This window comes from Kocuria carniphila (assembly GCF_004136555.1).
Lineage (GTDB): Bacteria > Actinomycetota > Actinomycetes > Actinomycetales > Micrococcaceae > Kocuria > Kocuria carniphila.
The window spans coordinates 315,473-333,411 of the sequence record NZ_NOIT01000001.1; the positions used below are offsets into that span (position 1 = coordinate 315,473).

The window sequence follows — 17,939 nt, forward strand, 5'->3', positions numbered from 1 at the left end:
TCCGGTGGACAGTGCACACTCGGGGCCATTGTGACCCGGGTGTTCCCGACGTTGCCCCACCTCGACCCGAATGTCGAGACCCACCAGGTCACGATCGCCGCATTAGTCCGTGGACTGATAGCCAGGCGGTAGAATATTAGACAATCCTTCATCCGTTGTTGAGCCCGCTATCGGGAGATTGTGGGGCTTCGAGTCGTGACCACTTTTGGTATCGAAGAGGAATTCCTCCTCATCGACCGCGGGACCCAGTTGCCCGCTACACCGGCACCGCAGCAAGCGGAAACCCTGCTGGACATTACCGCTGGCGGCGGCAAGGCCACACCGGAATGGCTCACCTGCCAACTCGAACACACCTCCCCCGTGTTCAGTGATGCGACCACCGCACTGAACTCCCTGCTGAGCTTTCGCCGCGAACTCGCCACAGTAGCGGGTTCCATGGGCTTCGACGCCGCAGCAACGGGTACCGCGCCCGACATTGCCCTGGCTCCCGCTCAAGTCACCCCCGGCGAGCGCTATCACCAGTTGGCGGGAATGACCCCGGCCATTGCCGCCGATCAGTACCTCAATGGGATGCACGTTCACATCGGCCTGAATTCCCTCGAGGACGGGGTCCGAATCCTCAACGGTCTACGCCCGTGGCTGCCGCTCGTGGTCGCTTTGGGCGCTAATTCGCCCATGTGGCGCGGGTCCGACAGTGGATTCGCCTCGTGGCGTTCCATCCACTACCGCCGGTGGATGGCCAACAGCGTTCCCCCGCAGTTCGACAACTTGGCCGATTATCAGGCCCGCTTGAAAACGCTGCTTCACTTCGACGTGGTCGAGAGCCCCAGCACCCTGGCCTGGCTTACCCGCATTTCTTTTGCTCACGGCACGATCGAGATCAGGGCGTGCGATGTGCAGCTCGAAGCCTCCGACGCCGTGGTGATTGCCCTCTTCATTCGGGCCCTGTCACGCATGTCCCTCGAGGTCCCGGCCGTGGCGCAGATTCCACCCGAAGTATTGGAGATTGCGGTGTGGCAGTCCGCGAAATTCGGCCTGTCCGGTTCCCTCATGGATCCGATCTCGGGCACCCAGAAGCCCGCGGCGGATCTGGTCCAGGACGCTCTGGAACGGGTCCAGCCGTACTTCGAAGGAGCCGAGGATATGTCCGTGGTCCAGCGGGGGTTGGAACGAATTCTCTCAGAGGGGACCGGTGCCGAACGCCAGCGCCGAGCAATGCAGAACGGTGGCATGAACGCTTTGTTGACCTGCGCTTCCTCGTCCTTGATCGCACATCCCGCTCGCTGAGTTCGATACGTTCTCGGGAACGACCCGGGATCCAGCCCCACAAAAGGCGACGATGACACCGGTGTGTTGCGGGCGTGGCGGTGCTAGCGTGCCCACCATGGCTACCCGCAACAATGTTCTGGCCCGTTGGGTAACGCCCGGCGGCGTCCCGCAACGCCGTCTCGTGTTTTTCCCCCACGCGGGCGCGGGCGGCTTATCGGGGCGGTCACTGGCTGCCGACGACGTCGAGGTCCTCGCCCACAGACGGCCCGGCCGTGAGGCGCGTATGACAGAACCGGCCACTACTTCCGTGGCGGACATAGTGGACGAAGCCGTCGACGCGTTACTGCCGGTGCTGGACGCTGACGAGCTGCCCACCGATGTCCTGGGGCACTCCTTCGGCGCGCTGCTGGCGGCTGAATGTGTGGCCCGCGTGGAACGGCACCGCCCGGGGAGAATTCGCCGCCTGGTTGTTTCGGCCAAGGTGCCACCGCCGGACCCCAGCCCTGAACTGACAGCGGCCCTGCACGATGAAGACGCACTCGTGGCGTGGCTCGTAGCGCTGGGTGGTACTCCCCCGGAGCTCTTGGAAGACCCCGGGATGCGTTCCATGGTGCTGGACCCGTTGCGCGCCGATCTGTCCGCATCCCTCGGCCATGACCGGGAGCCACCCTTGGTGAACACTCCCCTACTGATGGTGGCCGCGGACGGAGACACCACGGCCCCCATGCGGGACGTCGAACTCTGGAACCGGTTCACCACCGCTCCCGTGAGCACCCTTCGCCTGCGAGGTGGCCATCACGCGATCTTCGAACGGCCCGAACTCTTGCACGCCGCCTTGCGGGGCTCCGACGCGGGCGGTTCCACAACCGACCGTGCATGACGCGACCGGGCACACGGGTGGATCCGATGAGCTTGACTGGAGCAAGCGGCGTCGGCGAATGAGGGGCGCCCCGCGGGACGTGGACCTGTTTGTCGTGGCTCTGGCCGAAGTGGGTGACTGGGCCACAATGTCCACGTGGTGGCTTGGGGAGGACGAACTGGCTCGCGCCCGTGAACTACGTGAGGAAACCCCGCGCCGGGAATTCCTGAACTCGCGCGTGGTCTTACGTCGACTTCTTGCGCTCCGCTTGGACTGCCCGCCTGAGGCCGTGGAGCTGCCTCGGAACCCCACGACGGGCGCCCCCGGACCGGCCAGGGTCCGTGGCGTAAAGGCTCTCGAGCCCGGGGATCCAGTCCAGTACTCCCTGGCGCGTACCTCAGGGTACGTGGCCGTCGCGATGGCCAACCGACCCGTGGGCGTGGACCTCGAACTGCGACAGAGCAACCAGCAATCCGAAGCGCTACTGCGGGTCCTGCACCCCGCCGATCAGTCCCGCCTGCTGCGGGTGCCCGCGCGACGACGCGCTCGGGCGGTGACCGATGCCTGGGTCCGAGTCGAAGCGCTCCTGAAGGCCCGGCGCACTGGCCTGTCCGTCGACCCCTCCACGGTGCACGTGGGCGCAGAAAACCGGGTGCGTCACCCCGACGGACTGGTCGTCACGGGGGTGCGCACCCGGCGTGGATCTCAACTGCACGCGGCGGTTGCCTGGCTCGAGGATCCGTTGGGCAGTCCCGAGCCCTGGACCGACCGCCCCATGGGGCGCTAGGACTCCTTCGGTGTCCGCACAACCGCCCGGCCGACCGCCTTGGAAGCGCGCGTGACCACCCGTTCCAGCGGCCCGTTGCCCAGCGCCTGCTGCCAAGCAGTTGCCACGAGTGCCGCGACCGCGATCTGCACGACGTACCAGAACCACGGCATGGGCGTGACCTCCACGAAGGTGAGGAACACCAAGTGGGACGCGTACAACGTGAGTGTCATGGACCCCATCGCCGCCAACGGGGTGAACCACCGCCCGATAGCGCGGCTGGCGATCAGGAACCCACCCAGGGCAACCATGGCCAGCCCCGCCGCACCGATCAGTGCGAACGGGGTATTGGTGTGCGGCCCAGAAAGCAGTAGCCACTGCCACGTGGTGGTCGGCAGCTGAGGGTCGGGACCGTAAACCTGCGCGGTCCACACGTCATCGCTGGTCATCCAGGGAGTTGTCTCGATCAGCGCGTACTCCAGATCGAAGCGGTAAAGCATGAGCAGGGAAATGCCCTTACCCACCGCCGCCACGACCGCGCCGATGACCACCAGGAGCACCTGGATGCGGTCACGGGTCAAGGGCAGCCGCCCCAATGCCATGCCCAAGCAAATGAACGTCATCCACGGCAGTGCGGGATACGTGCCGGTCAGAAACAGTTCCGCAAGTACCGTGGCCGGCTCGTTGACCAGATCGAACAGGTTCGGGTTGGCGTGCACGTGAGCTGGAATGTGTTCCAGCGACCACTGCATGAGGAAGGGTGATGCCACCGCGAATGTGAGAGCAGAGACCAACAGCCACCGGACGGACATCAGGGTGAACGGGATGGCCAACAAGAACATCAGGCCGTAGTAGATCAGGATGTTGTAGGCCGGGATGTCCAAGAAATTCAGGGACAGTCCCACGGCGAACAACAGCAGCGCACGCACCGCCAGCGAGACCCGCGACCGGGCGGCGTCCCGGCCCCTTCGCGGGGTGCGGCCTCCCGTGAGGAACGCCAAACTGCCACCCGCCAACACCGCGAACAGGGCGGCCGCATTGCCTCCGAAAAGGGACCAGGTCCAGGTTGGGTTCCCGGCGGCGTCGGCGCTGGCCGGCAGGGTGTGTACCGCGATCATCCCGAGCAGCGCGAACCCGCGGGTGACATCCACCCCGACAATTCGACGCCGGGTGCGGCGGCCGTCCGCGCTGGGCAGATTGCGAACCACGGCGCCCTGGCGCGGTGGTGGTGCTGCCGTGCGAGGCGGAGCGGTCACGATCGGAGTCTGAGCCGTCCATAATTCGCCTTCCGTGACCGGTTGCGCTTGTTCACGGTCCTCACCGGTCCAGACTTCGCGTTCAGGCCGGGGTCCCGGCGCGGGGCGGTGCCCCGGGGGCAGGTACCCCTCGACCACAACTTTCGTCGATTGCTCGCTCACTTCATGGCCTCCTGGGTGTACATGTCATTCTCCGCGACTGCCCACGGGGCGGGGCGCATGGACGGATCGGAAGAGATCGGCGCCGGGCGATTCGCCACGGGCGGGCCCGGGTGGAGATCCGAGCTGATCGCCTGGTCCCCCGATTCCAAGTGCTGGATGGGATTGCCACCCCAGTTACCGTCCGAGGGAACCGTTTCCTGGCGCATGACCAACGATCCCGGGCCCACAGTGGAGCGCTGTTCGATCGTGGCCCCAGGTAGCACAAAGCTGTTGGGACCCAGCGTGGAGCCGCGCTGCATGGTGACGGGTTCCAGGCGCATGATGCGATCGTGAAACAGGTGGGTCTGAAGCACGGTGCCGCGGTTCACGGATACGTGATCCTCGAGCGTTACCAGATCGAACTCCGGCAACCACCAGGTCTCGCACCACACGCTGCGACCGATATGTGCGCCCATCAGTCGGGTCCACATGTTGAACATGGGCGAGCCGATGCTCAGGCGAACCAGGGACGGCACGGCCAACGACTCCGCGAAGACATCCGCGAGCTCATTGCGCCAGACGAACGAACTGAACAGCGGGCGCTCCCCCGCGCGGAAGCGTCCCATGAGGGACCACTTGACCACCACGGGAACCAGACATGCCAGGGTGCTGGCAACGATCAGAACCGGGCCTGACCACAGGAAGGTGTAGAGCACACCGCTCAGACTCTGCCCGTGTGCCATGTAGATGCTCGTCAGAGTGAAGACGATCAGCAGGTCGATCCACGCGGACACCATGGCCGGCACCACGCGGAACATCTCCACGAACGCCCGTGCCACCTTGAGCCGGCGTGGCGGTTGGAACGTCACGTCCTCGTCCGCGTCCGCCGTGGCCCGCGAAATCGGTTCGGCATTGCGCCCGAGCCAGGAGGATCCGGCCGGGGCCTTGTAGGGCGCGGAGCTGAGAACGGCCACGAGCACATCGTTGGGCAGATCACGGTCCGGACCCACGATTGCGGAGTTGCCAACGAACGTGCGCTCGCCGATCACGGAGGTGCCCACATTGAGCCACCCGAAACCCGAACGGTGCGAGGCCACCAATGAGTGGTCGGCCAGGAACGAACCGTCCTTCAAGGAGGTGAGGTGGGGAATCGACTCCATGGTGGAAATCTCCACGTTGCGGCCGACCCGAACGCCCAACAGGCGCATGAACCACGGGGTCACGCAGGACGCATAGATGGGATAGGTGGAGATCAGGGTCCGCTGCAGCAACATCTCCGTCAACCACGTGGCCCACGCGACCTTACCGGTGTGCGGGAAGTAGCCCGGGGTGATCATGTCCGCCACGAGTCGAATACAACCGGCCACGAGCAACAGCCACGTGGCGGCGGTCAGCACGGTGAACACGGGTACCCACAGCGCGAGGAACGAGAAGACGTCCTGGTAGCGCTCCAAGAAGATGATCTCGATCAGCGCCAGCACCGCTCCCGGGATAATAGCCAACAGCGGCAACAGCGAAATCAATGCCACGCCACCAGAGTAGGCCAGGTGGGCTCGGAACTTTCCCCAGGACCCCAGTGCGGGAACATCCTGCGGTGCAACTTCCGGCCAGCTCTCACCGGCGACACCGAGATGCACCAGGGGCGAGCCGCCCCACAATTCGCCGTCCGGAACGGTGCCGCTCACGTGGGAACCCGGTGATATTTCGGCCCCTTCGCCCACGCGGCTTCCGGGGTCCACGAGTGTGCGCGTACCGAGTCGCGCGTGCGCTCCGATCTCGATGGCGCCCACGTGCAGGGTGTCACCGTCCAGCCAGTACCCGGCGATGTCGGTTTCCTGTTCGAGGGAGGCGTTCTCACCAATGGTGACCAGTCCGGTCACGGGCGGCAGAGCATTCAGACTGGCGCGGTGCCCCACCGTGTTGCCGAAGAGCCGGTGCAGCGTGCGCGCCATCGGAGTGCCCAGCAGCAGTTCGTACTTGTTGAACACCACGAGCCGTTCCGCGGCCCAAATCCGCAAGTGAGTCCACCCACCGCGCGGATAGTGGCCCGGTTGTAGGCCCGCATTCAGAACTCGCACCGCAGCGGCGCCGAAGAGCACCCGCCCGGGCAGCGAAAACATCACGAGCCAGCCAATGAACAGGGGCCAGAACGGCGGCCGGGGCACCCACGCAGCGTCGACCACCACGGAGAGCACCCACACCACGATGAGCGAACCCATTACATACCGCAGGCCGTTGAGAATGCACAGGCCCACCAGGAAAGCGCCTTGTGCCCACCCGGTCCACCCCGGCATGCGTTCCGGCTCCCGCTTGGAGTCGGTCGACGCCTCCAGGGTGTCCAAGTAGGCGGCCATGCCACGCAGCGTGGGATCCGCGTAGATCCGGGCGATCTCGGTATCCGGGTGGGTTTGCCGCAGGGCTGACACCAGCCGAGCCACGCCCACCGAGCTGCCTCCCAGAGCGAAAAAATCGCTATCTGCCGTGAACGGCAGGGGCCCGAGTTGATCCGCCCACAGTTCAGCAAGCCACACGAGATCCGGGTCAAGATCCGGCTCATCGTCACCCCCCGAATTGGGCAGCGGCCACGGCAGTGCCTTGCGATCCACCTTGCCGGACGTTTTCAGCGGGAGTTCATCCATCAAGCACAACGCGGGCACCAGTTGGCCCGGAAGCCGCTCGGACAACCACACACGCGCATGGGCCAGATCCACGGAACCTTCCGATTCCGCGACCAGGTAACCCGCGATCACGCTGCTGCCGCCCGGGGTGGAGTGCACGGCGCATGCACCCGCCCGCACACCGGGGACTCGAGACATGTGGTCATCGATTTCGCCGAGCTCGAGGCGGCGCCCGGAGACTTTGACTTGATCGTCCGCGCGCCCGGCGAACACGAGGCCTTCCTTGTCCGCGCGCACCACGTCGCCGGTGCGGTAGGCCCGCTCCCAGCCCAGTGCCGGCAGCGGAGCATACATTTCGGCGTCCTTGGCGGGGTCAAGATAGCGGCCCAGGCCGACCCCACCCACCATCAGTTCTCCTGTTTCGCCCCAGGCCACGGGCTGGCCCTCGGAGTCCACCACGGTGAGCTCCCACCCCGGAACGGGGAGTCCGATGCGCACGGGATCCTCACCCGTCAAAATGGCACCGGAGGCAATGACCGTGGTTTCGGTCGGTCCATAGGTGTTCCACACTTCACGGCCCGGGCGGACCAGGTGCTTGGTAAGTTCCAGGGGACATGCCTCACCACCGAATATCAGCAGTCGCACGGTGTCCAAGGCTTCTCGCGGCCACAGTGAAGCCAACGTGGGCACGGTGGAGACCGCGGTGATGTGATGTTCCACGATCCACCGGCCCAGATCCGGCCCGGAGCGCACGATGTCCCGCGGCGCGGGAACCAGAGTGGTACCGTGGCGCCAAGCGAGCCACATTTCCTCACAGGACGCGTCGAAGGCCACGGACAGCCCCGCCATCACACGGTCCCCCGGTCCCAGCGGCCGGCGCTGCAGATACATCAGCGCCTCCGCGTCCACGAGAGCAGCGGCCGAACGGTGCGTGATAGCCACGCCCTTGGGCTTGCCGCTGGAACCCGAGGTGAAGATGATCCAGGCGTCGTCGCCCGTACGCGGAGATCCGATGTCATTGGTGGTCTCGACCTGGTCGATCCGAGAGAGGTCCAGGTTACGACCAAAGATTGCGGCGACCCCGGCTTCTTCCCACACGGTTCGTGCACGCTCCTCGGGGTCGTCCCAGTCCACCGGCACATAGGCCGCGCCGGCGAACAGTGTGGCCAAGATGGCCACGTACAGGTCGATACTTCCGGACGGCACGCGAATTCCCACGCGGTCCCCGCGCCCCACACCGAGGTCCCATAGTCGCTGGACGTGTATCTCGATCAGGTCTTCGAGTTCTCCGTAGGCCACCCGTTGATGTTCATCCTCGAGCGCAATGGCATCCGGATACTGCGAGACGGTATCGAGCACGATGTCGACCAACGTGCGTGCCTCCGGTGGCTGTTCCACCGGGTAAACGGCGCGGTCCTCGGCTATCTCTATCGTTGCTGTGTTGCGAATTCTATGGTGGTTTTCCACGGACAAGGCTTCCCCCAAAACGGATAACCATTGGACACAGGGGTAGCCGGACACCGTCGACTCACGACGGTGAACTATTAAGACATGTGCACATCATCCGGCCCAATCCCCCGACGGTCCGGATCGCGCGGCACATCAGCGCGCAATTGAAAAGGCAGCATCCCCCTGCTGATTCTTTTGTGCATTAACCGTACATCCTCCCAAGTCAGAGGACAATTTGCGTGAAAAACGATTCAGTAAGTGCGACGCGATCTCAGCGCTCGGCGGCTTTCAACAGATCGTCCAGAATCCGCGCATCCGGCATGTCGTAGTGGTCGTGGCCGGCCAAAAGTTCCAGATCGACCCGCTCGAAGCCTTCGTCGTCGTAGAAGTCCGCTCCGGCCACCGCGGCACTCACTGCGTCGAACGGTGCCGATTGGGTGGAGCCGTCGTCTTCCTCACCGGTAATCCACCACAAAGGCATGTTCTCCATTTGAGACTCGGTGGCAGCTGTGTCGAGAGCCTCGGGGGCACCGCCGCCGCCCACCAGCGCGGCTCCCTCAGTCACCAGGTCCCGAGGACCGGCGAGGATTCCATAGCTGAGCATCTCCGCACCACCGGAATATCCCATCCACGTGATCCGTTCCCGGTCCACCGGGTAGTCCTGGAGAATCCGGTCGTTGACGAGCGACGTGAGCCAGTCCCGATTGCCGTTGAGGTTTTCCCACCATGTGGGTTCCTGGGCGCGGTCCGGGGTACGCGGGACGACCAGCAGGGCGTTGTGCGAGGCAGCCACCGCGGCCAGACACGTGGTGCGGCCACTGGGGTCGTGGTATTCCCGGGCGCCGTCACCGTGCAGGTGCATCACCAGGCCCACGGGTTCATCCGTATTCACACCGCCGTCGATCACGTGATATTGACCGGTGAGGCCGTTGTGATTGTACGTCTGAGCCATCTCCCCCAGTTCGCCGGCAGCCGAGTAGGTACTCCCCGCGCGGAAGCTCGCATCAATGATCTGCGTGGGTTCCGCGCGCGGGTCATCGGCCGCAAGACCATAGGTCGTGCAGCTGACAGCTGACGATTCTTCGTCCGGATCGAGAGAGAACAGGAGGGGGGAAAGAGCAGTTCCCGTTGCCAACAAGAGCGCAGCGCCGAGGGCAATACGAGCGGTGACAGTTAGGGAGCCGTCCCCCGAATGTCGGGTCGGCATGGGGTGATTCTATCGGTGTCACCACATGTGTAACGAACCGGACGCGGCGTTACCTGGAAATACAGAATTACCCCGCCATCAGGCGGGGTATTCCTCCTTGATCAATGGTTCTGCCGAATCATTGGCGCCGCCGGGGCATGATTCCCGATTCGATCCTCTCCCGATGGTGGCCGCGGGCGCGCACCGCGCATCAGACCCACCACCAGGCCCGCACAGGCGCCGATCAGAAGCAGGCCGGACAGGTAGCTTGCCCATTGGCTGAAGTTGCTACCCACGAACTCCACAAGGACAAAGGCAAGCAGCACCGGGCCGGTCCACCGTGGTGCGGCGCCCGAGCGGATGTGGGCGATCCCAAGGAACACCAGGCCCAGCACAGTGCCGATCAGGCCGACCACCATGAACGGCATCAGCGGCGGGAAGGATTGCAGCTGAGCGGCGGCTGCGGCGTTGACGTCAGGGTCGGTCGCCATCACCTGCCGGGCCATTTCGGCGCCGCTGAACACCGCGTGGCCGAAACCGCCGAGCACGGTAAGTGTGCCACCGATGGTAGCCAGTTTGGGGCTGGTCGGGTGTAGCCAGGCCGCGACACCGGCGAAGGCGATCATGCAGGCGAGCTGGCTGAGGGACAGCGCGAGGACGGCGATCTGGGCGCTGGTGCCCGCATCGGCGATCGCGACCAGACCGTCGTGGGGATCTTCGAAGTGATCCGGTAAGAGCATTGTCCAGACGATCGATAACGCTGCGAAGAGTACGAGACAGATAACGACGAGAAGTCGGAGATTCTTTTTCATGTGTCCAGCTCACCATTGCGGCACCCGAACCGTCATCGGCCGCAAGTCGTGACTACTGTCCTCTCTGGGATGACGCCACGGACACGAATCTCGCCTACCGTTGATGTATGAAGCGCCGTCGGCCCGGGATCTTTGATCTGATGATCGTCCTCGCCGTGCTCGTCATCGGTCTGATGGAGATCTGGCTGCCCTTCGCCTCTCGCACTGGGGACGGACATCTCTGGTTGACGTCAGTGCAGGTGGTGATAGTCGCCGCGGCCATGACAATGCGCCGCACCCGCCCGTTGATTGCCGCCGGTGTGGCCTTCGTACTGTTCAGTGGCCTGCACATCCTCGGGGTGACCTTTCTGCTGTTCTACGGACAGTTCGTCCCGATGGTTCTGACGACCTTTGCCGTGGCCCGCCATGGAAGAGGACGAGAACCGCATTTCGGCGCGGCGTTGATTATCGGCACGATGCTGGTAAGTGATTTGCTCGTGCCGGAACTGCAGGACCCAGCGGAAATCGTCTTTCACTGGAGTGTGCTTTTCGGTGCCTACGCTCTCGGAACCTGGCAGCGGGTCATGACGAACCAGGCCGTGCTGGCGCGGCAGCGGGCGATTGACGCTGAGGTTCAGGCGGCAGCGCGGACCGCGGCGGCGATCCTCGAGGAACGCACCCGGATGGCTCGTGAACTACACGACGTGGTGGCTCACGCCATGAGCGTGATCGTCGTCCAGGCGGGTGCGGCCCAGCTGGTCGCCGATGATCAGGAGAAAGTCAGTCGCTCACTGGAGACCATTCGACGCACCGGCGCCGAGGCGCTGGGTGAGATGCGCCGGTTCGTCACGATGCTTCGGGACCAGGATGCGTCTGCACCGCGGGTGCCGCAGCCCGGACTGGCCGCTGTCGAACAGCTCGTAGAAGAGACCAGGCGCAGTGGTCTCCCAGTCACCTTCGAGGTGCACGGCACCCAACGGGATTTGCCGGCGGGAATAGATCTCGCGGCCTACCGGATCATTCAGGAGGCGCTCACCAACGCCCGGCGTCATGCCACGGGGGTGTCGTCGATCGAGGTAACTGTGGATTACGCGCCGGGAGAGCTCCGCCTGGAAGTGCGTGATGACGGGACGCCCGCGGCCGGGAGCACCGGTACCGGTCATGGATTGATCGGGATGCGCGAACGGGTCCAGCTCTACGGCGGGCCTTTGCACGCCGGTCCATCTGCCACTCGCGGCTTCCAGGTGGATGCCGTGCTACCCCTGGGGCCGTCATGACCATCTCGGTGTTGATCGTCGACGACCAGGAACTGCTCCGGGAGGGATTCCGGCTCATTCTGGAGAAGTCAGGGTTCAACGTTGTCGGCGAGGCCTCCGACGGGGTCGAGGCCATCGAGCGCGCCCGAGCGCTGTCTCCGGATGTGGTGCTGATGGATATTCGCATGCCGCGCTTGGACGGCATTGAGGCCACCCGCCGGATCGTGACGCACCGCCCCGCGACCAGGGTGCTCGTGCTCACCACCTTCGATCTCGATGAGTACGTTTACGACGCCGTGCGAGCCGGGGCATCCGGCTTCGTGCTGAAAGATCTACGCCCCGCCGATCTCGTCCGGGCCGTCGAGATCGTCTCGGTGGGCGAGGCGATGCTCGCCCCGCAGGTGACCCGGAGGCTCCTCGAACAATTCGCACCCGCACCTTCACAGACTGCCGCGATGCCCGCGTTGACGGAGCGGGAAACTGAGGTGCTGCGGCTGATTGCCACCGGTAGGTCAAACAACGAGATCGCAGATCAGCTGTACCTCAGTGAGGCGACGGTGAAAACCTACGTGTCGCGGTTGCTCACCAAGGTCGGACGGCGCGACCGGGTGCAGTTGGCCGTCCTGGCCTACGAGAGCGGGCTCGTCCGCCCCGGAACGGGGTAAGTATCGAAGCGAGTAAGAACCGGAGGCCGCGTTGACCGGAAATACAGAAATGCCCCGCCTGTTGGCGGGGCATTTCTCGATATTCAGTTGTGGACGCGGGTGGACTCAAACCGAACGCCTGGCAGCGGTTCGAGCGGCTCGGTTCGGCGTGGAATCAGGCGAAACTGGGCATCGACGATAAGCCACATGGTGCCGGCGAGGGCGAGCCGGGCGTCGTCGCGAAGCCTGGGAGACGAGCTAGAACACCCCTGACAGAGAGCCAAGTAGACGCTATCCGAACTGCCCGCGCCAACGGCGAGGGCGTGATCTCCATCTGTCGCCGATTCGACGTGCATCGGATGACAGTGTGGACGTATACAAGGGATCTTCTCGGCATCGCGCGGTAGCGAGTCGCCGCCCGCCCATGCGGCCGGTGCGCGCCTTCGTCGGTAGTGACCAGGGGCGACGCCGACGTACTGGCGGAACAGGCGGGTGGCGTGACTGCGGGAGCGCCAGCCGACGCACTGCATCGCGGCTGTGACGGTCATGTCGGTCTCTCCTAGGTACTTCGCGAGGTGTTCTACGCGGAGCATCGTCAAGAACGCGAGCGGGGTCTTGCCTGTTTCTGCTGGAACTGTTGGGCGTTACGTGAAGCAGCAAGGGGTTGCATTGCGTCCCCCGCTTCTCAAGGCAGTGCCTACGCGGTGAGCGATCGCGGTACGCCCGCCTCGTCGAACTCTATGGAGATCACATTTTCCTGCCCAGCCCAATCCTCGAGAACCGCGACTGCGTCGTCGCTGAGCTCTTGAACGAACAGCAGTGCAAGGTTGTGTTTTGCTCGCGAAGCGGAGACGTAGAAGAGGTTGCGTGAGTGCGGGAAGCTCCCGGCCTGCCTGAGTTCTGGCTGGCTCTGCGGAGCGTGGGCAGCGATCATCTTGGCGAAGTCGTACTTAGTCCAGCCGCGCCCAACAAGGACGATCACGTCGTCAAACTCTGCGCCTTTGACAGAGTGTTTGGTTGAGAAAACGGTGCTGTCTTCCAAATAGGAGCGGAGTGCGCCTATTTCGGCATACGGCACGGATCGTAGCGACCGATGCTCCACCAGCTTTCGCGGCTCCTCCAGTTCCTCTCCAGGGCCGAGAGCCAGTAGTGCTTCTTCTAGGTCGCGTCCTCTCTTAATTACCCGAGTGGGCACGGAGAAGAGATTCTGCGAGTTCAAGAGGTCCAGCACATCCCCGATCGTGCCCGTACTGCTGGTCGAGATAAGCGAATCGAAGCATTCGGACCAGCGATGCTTATCCTTCGGTGCGGTGAGTGTTGGCCTCTTGCTTCCCAGGAGGCGGAACAACTTTCCATACTTGTGCTCGGAAAACGCCTGCATAGCAGGTTCTACAGTGTCGACAAGGAACTCGATCACCGTGTCTTCCTTATTTGCGAAGGAGTCGTTGGACGAGAAGACACCCGGAAGGCTGGGGTAGCCCAACTCGTTCGCGATCGTCGCGTGTGTGAGCATCAAGACTTTCAGGTCCTTTGAGTTCTGGATCCATGTGCTACTTGGGGACGCGCGTTGGAGCCATTCCAGACATGCCTGGGTAGCTTCCTGGGAGATCTGCCCCTTCCAGTTTCTGCCCAGACGGGTGCCCGGCCAAGTGTTGGAGTGATAGACCGTGACTGTGCCCTCGTCGGCATCGGCCCGCGGTGCCTGCGGAAGCTCCGGGCGTAACTTGTTGAGGAAGTCGACGATCGATCTGTCTGATCGGAAGTTCGCGTTCTTGGGGATCGATGTGAGCGAAGAATGCTCGATCGAGCCACAGGTTCTGTCGTAAATCTGCTGCCAGTGGTCACCGAAGAAACCCACGACAGGGCTTGTGCGGTCTTCTCCGTGACCGGGCAGAACCGCTTCAGCAAGCCCAGACGGGGTGTCCTGGTACTCGTCGATGAAGATAATGGGAAACCGGTCCGTGATCAGCGAGCGGAACTTCTCATTGCCGAAGAGCTGAATCGCGAACTCGGGGATGTCATTGTGATGGAGCGTGATTCGATCCTCGTGAAGGCCACGAATACCTAGGTCGTATTCGATCGCCAGCCCACTGATATCTGGATTCTCGGCGAGACGCTCCTGCCAGCTTTCTGAGGACCGAAGAGCCGCAGCGAGTGCCTTCTGGTAGGGGCTGATCATCTCCCAGAGGAACCCGTGAAGGGTGTCAGCGAAGATGGCGGGGTCTTCGTCGGTTCTTGCTTTGATTTCGTCGCGGGCGACCTTGGTGTAGGTCAGGCAAGCGACTCGTTGATCGCTGCGGGGAAGGTAGACGGACTTGTTTTTCAGGATGCGTCGCAGGGCTTGGATCAGTGAGTAGGTCTTCCCTGCTCCTGCGCCCGCTTCGAGTTTGAAGTTCCTGCGACTATCGAGTGCGGCAAAGAGGGTGGCGAGAGCTTCCTCGCTTGCTCTCTCGGCGTTGTCAGCCACGTTGCTGTCCCAGGCGGTCATCAAACAACCACTCCGGTCTCGCCTGGAGTCTCGGCCACGGCTTCATGTCCTGGGGGGCTACCGAGTAGCCAGTCGAGTCCGCGCTGGATGTATCGAGGGGTCTTCCAGCCACCCTCATCTACGGCAAATCGCAAAGCGAAGTCGCTCTTCTTTAGGCCATCTACAGCATCGCGGACGCGGATCTCGTCCTGCTTGTTATCGCCCGTGAGCGTGAGCCCCTCAGCGGATGGGTTGGCGAGGAGGAAGGCGTCTTCGAAAGTGCGGCCGCAGGCTTTGCCCTTGCTCTCGGGAACCTGGAACGCAAGGTACCGGTTGCCGCTGATGATGGCGTCCGTCTCCGCAGCGGCCAGCAAGGCAGTTGGGTTCTGCGTGTCGGTGTTGGGGAACCACTTCTTGATGGTTGCGTTGCTTGTTGATGTACCTTCGTGAACTGTCGTTGCTCCGTCTCGCTTCTTGCCCTCGACCGGGCCTACTGCATCGAGGTCGGTGATGATGAGGGTTGGAACGCGGAGGAAGTCAAGGAGCGGGAAGAAGATGTGGGCGTATGCGCCTCCCACTTCCATGAGCGCAACGTATTGGCTGCTGAGCTCATGCTTGGCGTTTCTGATGGCCGCGGGAACGATCAGCCGTTCGCTCGTGCCTTCCACCAGTATGGCTTTGTCGGCGAAGAAGAGGTCAGAGCGGGTGAGGGTCAGGTACTGGTGTAGGAACTTCTTGTTGATGTCTTCAGTGTTGGTGAGGTCGAGGACATTGGCGTGGTGGCCTGGGCCACCTTTCGGGTCGTTTTCGACACGGAAATATCGGATGGTTGAAAAGTCCGCACGGTTGGCAACATGAGACGAGTGGGTCGAGACCGCGAACTGAGGCCACCAGGGTTGCTTCTTTTCATCCAGCGTCGGGAAAAGCTCAGCGACCGAAGCGAGCTGCTCAATGAACACCTCCTGCATCTGCGGATGAAGATGCGCTTCAGGCTCTTCGATGAAGACCAGGTGCAGTCCAGGCATGTTGCCCCTCGTCGCATACTCGCGGTAGTAGCTAAGAAGCGTGAGCAACATCAGGATGAGGTTGCGAGACCCCAGTCCGCTGTAAGACTCAGGGAGTGACACCCCGGCTACACCGTCGTAACGAATGCTGGTGTGGTTCCCCAGCACGCGTTCGATGTCCAAGGTTGTTTCAGCTTTGAGGCGGGGATCAGTAAGGCCGGGGTATCCGAAGCTCCGAAGTGCCGGGATGATTCCCTTCACCATCTCGCTGACTTTGGCACCTAGATCCTGCTCGATGTCAGCGACTGCTGCCGTGAGCGCATCGGCAGTTGCTTTCTGGGTGCTTCCGTCGTTCGCTTTGGAGGCGGCATCAAACAGGTTCTGGAAGACGCTGCCGATCAGGTCTTTGGGTCGTTCCTTTTCGTCATCGAGTCCGCGTTGTGCTTTCAAGAAGTGAACGGTGAGGATGCGCCGCATCGCTTCTAGCGCGATGTCGCGCGTGTTTGTGGAATCTCCTGGATCGATTGCGCTGATCGACCGTGCGAACATTCCCTGAACTCGGTCTCCGACGATGCCCAGTACGCGCTCGAGATCCGGTTCCTCACCGGTGTCTGGGTCGCCTGCAACCCCTTCAAAAAAGTCCGATAGATGCCCACCTTCAAGTGAGTAGTTGAAGCGGATCATTGCTGTTGTGCAATCCGGGTCGAGATCGACGATAGCTGCAGCTAGAGGCCCGTATTCCGGCAGCTCTTTTGAGTACGAGATCTCCACGGTGAGGGAGATCTCAGGCAGCAGACGCCTCGCGGATTCTTCGTCTCCTGTGGCGTAGGCCTTCCACGCTTCCAGGAACTCCGGGTAGCTCTCGGCGGAAAAATCGGCCACGTTGAAGTTCAACGTCGACGGCTGCAGAAAGCGAGTAAATGCCTCCGCGAGCGTTGTCTTGCCGCTGTTGTTTCGGCCAACCAGCACGGTCGTGCGGCCATCAAGGTCAATATCCACGTTCCGCAGCAGGCGGAAGTTACGCACCTTGATGCGGGAGACCCTCATCGGGGTAGATGGCTTCTTCGGCTTGTCGCTGGGGTCTGTGGGCGCAGTCTGCCGGGTCATTCGTGGTCCTTTACTGAAGGACCACCGTCGCGGCGCTCCTGCTGAGTCAGATGATCATCGTGATACAAGAATGCCCGAACAGCCCTCCTGAGTCGACCCGGACACACCAGGCGTAGCTCTCACGTGCCGCCCTACGTACGAGAGGACCAGGCCGTGACCAAGATCAACTTCGATGAGTTGGATGAGCGGACCGCGCGCGTGCTACTGGCCTGTGCGTCGGGGCCGGGTGACCCCGACGTGGATCATCTGGTGCAAGTGTTGGACCCGGTGGGGTTTTTTCCTGTATCCGCCGGACTCGGGTGCCCTCTCGCCGCTGGCCGACAAGGAGTGGGTGAAGACGGCCGCGACGAGGTTGAGCATGCGTGACGCGCAGGAGGCCTTCGAAGCGAGCGTACGGATCGGAGCGAGAATCCTGATCCCGGTGACCCGGAGTCGCCGACCCAGTTGGGGAATCTACAGGAGCGTGCTCCGTTTGCGACCGTATGGTTCACCGTCTCGTCCGAGGAAGAAGCGGCTGAGTTCACCGCCCGCCGTGCGAAGAACCTCGCTGAGCAAGACCGACTCATCGTCGCGTATCTCGCGGAGGCGATCAGCCTCGAACACTTCAAAACCAGGCAAGACAAGCTCCGAGCCAAATGCGACACCTTGCCCGAGTTCGCTGAGCACGACCGCGGCCCAGTTGCGGACGATGACCCTGGCAAGGGCTTCGGCAGTCAGGTTAGGCTCTCCACCCAGTCGTTCATTGACGTGCTTACGCACGTTGCCTGTGTGAATTGTGCCGAGACCACTCACGTAATGAGAAGTCAGTTCCACCTAGTTGTGGTCGTTCAGATTCTGCTCGAACACACCCCCGACAAAGATCGGATCAGCCCACCCTCTGCCGGCCTCGTGTGCAAGGTGAGCTGCGCGGTTGACCACGTCACCCATGTAAAGGACATCGTTGATGCCGCTACCGCTGAATCCTGCCTTAATCATGAGCACCCGACCGTAATCGATACCGATACCGATACCGATCTTCAGTGGATCGATCCCCTACTTCCCATAGTGATGGGACTGTCAGAAGAACGGTGTGTGAGGGTCCGGCCTGATCCGAGAGGAGACGGCCGTGGCTGACACGACCGATTTG

The 17,939-nt window shown here is 62.9% G+C and carries 14 protein-coding genes and 1 pseudogene; 6 read left to right on the plus strand and 9 right to left on the minus strand.

From position 1 onward, the window contains the following. Positions 1 to 195: 195 nt before the first annotated feature. From EWV37_RS01335 to EWV37_RS01345, 3 genes are all read left to right on the plus strand, one after another. On the plus strand, positions 196 to 1,287 hold the full coding sequence (locus tag EWV37_RS01335; protein ID WP_129699485.1) for a carboxylate-amine ligase: 1,092 nt from the start codon (positions 196 to 198) through the stop codon (positions 1,285 to 1,287). Between the two features lie 97 nt (positions 1,288 to 1,384). Beyond that, complete coding sequence (locus EWV37_RS01340; protein ID WP_129699486.1) at positions 1,385 to 2,149, plus strand: thioesterase II family protein; 765 nt, start codon at positions 1,385 to 1,387, stop codon at positions 2,147 to 2,149. Positions 2,150 to 2,228: 79 nt separating this feature from the next. Further along, on the plus strand, positions 2,229 to 2,915 hold the full coding sequence (locus EWV37_RS01345; protein ID WP_165189142.1) for a 4'-phosphopantetheinyl transferase family protein: 687 nt from the start codon (positions 2,229 to 2,231) through the stop codon (positions 2,913 to 2,915). Here EWV37_RS01345 and EWV37_RS01350 read toward each other — a convergent pair. The 4 genes from EWV37_RS01350 to EWV37_RS01365 all read right to left on the minus strand — a co-directional run bounded on the left by EWV37_RS01350 (position 2,912) and on the right by EWV37_RS01365 (position 10,356). Further along, a complete protein-coding gene (locus tag EWV37_RS01350) occupies positions 2,912 to 4,312 on the minus strand; it encodes a heparan-alpha-glucosaminide N-acetyltransferase domain-containing protein (protein WP_238662987.1) in 1,401 nt (466 codons plus the stop codon). The genes EWV37_RS01345 and EWV37_RS01350 overlap by 4 nt on opposite strands. Then, positions 4,309 to 8,376 carry a Pls/PosA family non-ribosomal peptide synthetase gene (locus EWV37_RS01355; RefSeq protein ID WP_238662988.1) on the minus strand — a complete coding sequence of 1,356 codons (4,068 nt, stop codon included), beginning with the start codon at positions 8,374 to 8,376 and terminating at the stop codon, positions 4,309 to 4,311. The genes EWV37_RS01350 and EWV37_RS01355 overlap by 4 nt, the downstream gene beginning before the upstream one ends. A gap of 253 nt (positions 8,377 to 8,629) precedes the next feature. After that, complete coding sequence (locus tag EWV37_RS01360; RefSeq protein ID WP_238662989.1) at positions 8,630 to 9,565, minus strand: alpha/beta hydrolase family protein; 936 nt, start codon at positions 9,563 to 9,565, stop codon at positions 8,630 to 8,632. A gap of 101 nt (positions 9,566 to 9,666) precedes the next feature. Then, the gene (locus EWV37_RS01365) at positions 9,667 to 10,356 is read right to left on the minus strand and encodes a hypothetical protein (protein WP_129699489.1); all 690 of its coding nucleotides are present in this window, start codon (positions 10,354 to 10,356) and stop codon (positions 9,667 to 9,669) included. Positions 10,357 to 10,463: 107 nt separating this feature from the next. Between EWV37_RS01365 and EWV37_RS01370 the strand changes: the two genes are divergently transcribed. Next, positions 10,464 to 11,612, plus strand: a complete 1,149-nt coding sequence (locus EWV37_RS01370) for a sensor histidine kinase (protein ID WP_129699490.1) — start codon at positions 10,464 to 10,466, stop codon at positions 11,610 to 11,612. Further along, positions 11,609 to 12,256 (plus strand): response regulator, encoded by a 648-nt coding sequence (locus tag EWV37_RS01375; RefSeq protein ID WP_129699491.1) that lies wholly within the window; start codon positions 11,609 to 11,611, stop codon positions 12,254 to 12,256. The genes EWV37_RS01370 and EWV37_RS01375 overlap by 4 nt, the downstream gene beginning before the upstream one ends. Positions 12,257 to 12,339: 83 nt before the next feature. On the opposite strand, the pseudogene EWV37_RS15620 reads toward EWV37_RS01375, so the two are convergent. From EWV37_RS15620 to EWV37_RS01390, 3 genes and pseudogenes are all read right to left on the minus strand, one after another. Then, positions 12,340 to 12,852 (minus strand): annotated as a pseudogene (locus tag EWV37_RS15620) (helix-turn-helix domain-containing protein); the annotation flags it as partial. 80 nt (positions 12,853 to 12,932) lie between these two features. Continuing rightward, positions 12,933 to 14,702, minus strand: coding sequence for a UvrD-helicase domain-containing protein (locus tag EWV37_RS01385; RefSeq protein WP_165189145.1), 1,770 nt, complete (start codon positions 14,700 to 14,702; stop codon positions 12,933 to 12,935). A 20-nt stretch (positions 14,703 to 14,722) separates the two neighbouring features. After that, positions 14,723 to 16,813, minus strand: coding sequence for an ATP-dependent nuclease (locus EWV37_RS01390; protein ID WP_129699493.1), 2,091 nt, complete (start codon positions 16,811 to 16,813; stop codon positions 14,723 to 14,725). A gap of 153 nt (positions 16,814 to 16,966) precedes the next feature. On the opposite strand from EWV37_RS01390, the gene EWV37_RS01395 reads away from it, so the two are divergent. After that, the gene (locus EWV37_RS01395) at positions 16,967 to 17,179 is read left to right on the plus strand and encodes a hypothetical protein (protein WP_129699494.1); all 213 of its coding nucleotides are present in this window, start codon (positions 16,967 to 16,969) and stop codon (positions 17,177 to 17,179) included. 87 nt (positions 17,180 to 17,266) lie between these two features. Here the strand turns inward: EWV37_RS01395 and EWV37_RS01400 are convergent, their stop codons facing one another. Further along, positions 17,267 to 17,572, minus strand: coding sequence for a hypothetical protein (locus EWV37_RS01400; RefSeq protein ID WP_129699495.1), 306 nt, complete (start codon positions 17,570 to 17,572; stop codon positions 17,267 to 17,269). Between the two features lie 54 nt (positions 17,573 to 17,626). Then, positions 17,627 to 17,788, minus strand: a complete 162-nt coding sequence (locus EWV37_RS15445; protein ID WP_165189148.1) for a hypothetical protein — start codon at positions 17,786 to 17,788, stop codon at positions 17,627 to 17,629. Positions 17,789 to 17,939 lie beyond the last annotated feature (151 nt).

Coding starts and splice junctions, on each gene's coding strand:
- EWV37_RS01390 (WP_129699493.1), bottom strand. CDS start 16,813: ATGACCCGGCAGACTGCGCCCACAGACCCCAGCGACAAGCCGAAGAAG.
- EWV37_RS01360 (WP_238662989.1), bottom strand. CDS start 9,565: ATGCCGACCCGACATTCGGGGGACGGCTCCCTAACTGTCACCGCTCGT.
- EWV37_RS01375 (WP_129699491.1), top strand. CDS start 11,609: ATGACCATCTCGGTGTTGATCGTCGACGACCAGGAACTGCTCCGGGAG.
- EWV37_RS01370 (WP_129699490.1), top strand. CDS start 10,464: ATGAAGCGCCGTCGGCCCGGGATCTTTGATCTGATGATCGTCCTCGCC.
- EWV37_RS15445 (WP_165189148.1), bottom strand. CDS start 17,788: ATGATTAAGGCAGGATTCAGCGGTAGCGGCATCAACGATGTCCTTTAC.
- EWV37_RS01340 (WP_129699486.1), top strand. CDS start 1,385: ATGGCTACCCGCAACAATGTTCTGGCCCGTTGGGTAACGCCCGGCGGC.
- EWV37_RS01365 (WP_129699489.1), bottom strand. CDS start 10,356: ATGAAAAAGAATCTCCGACTTCTCGTCGTTATCTGTCTCGTACTCTTC.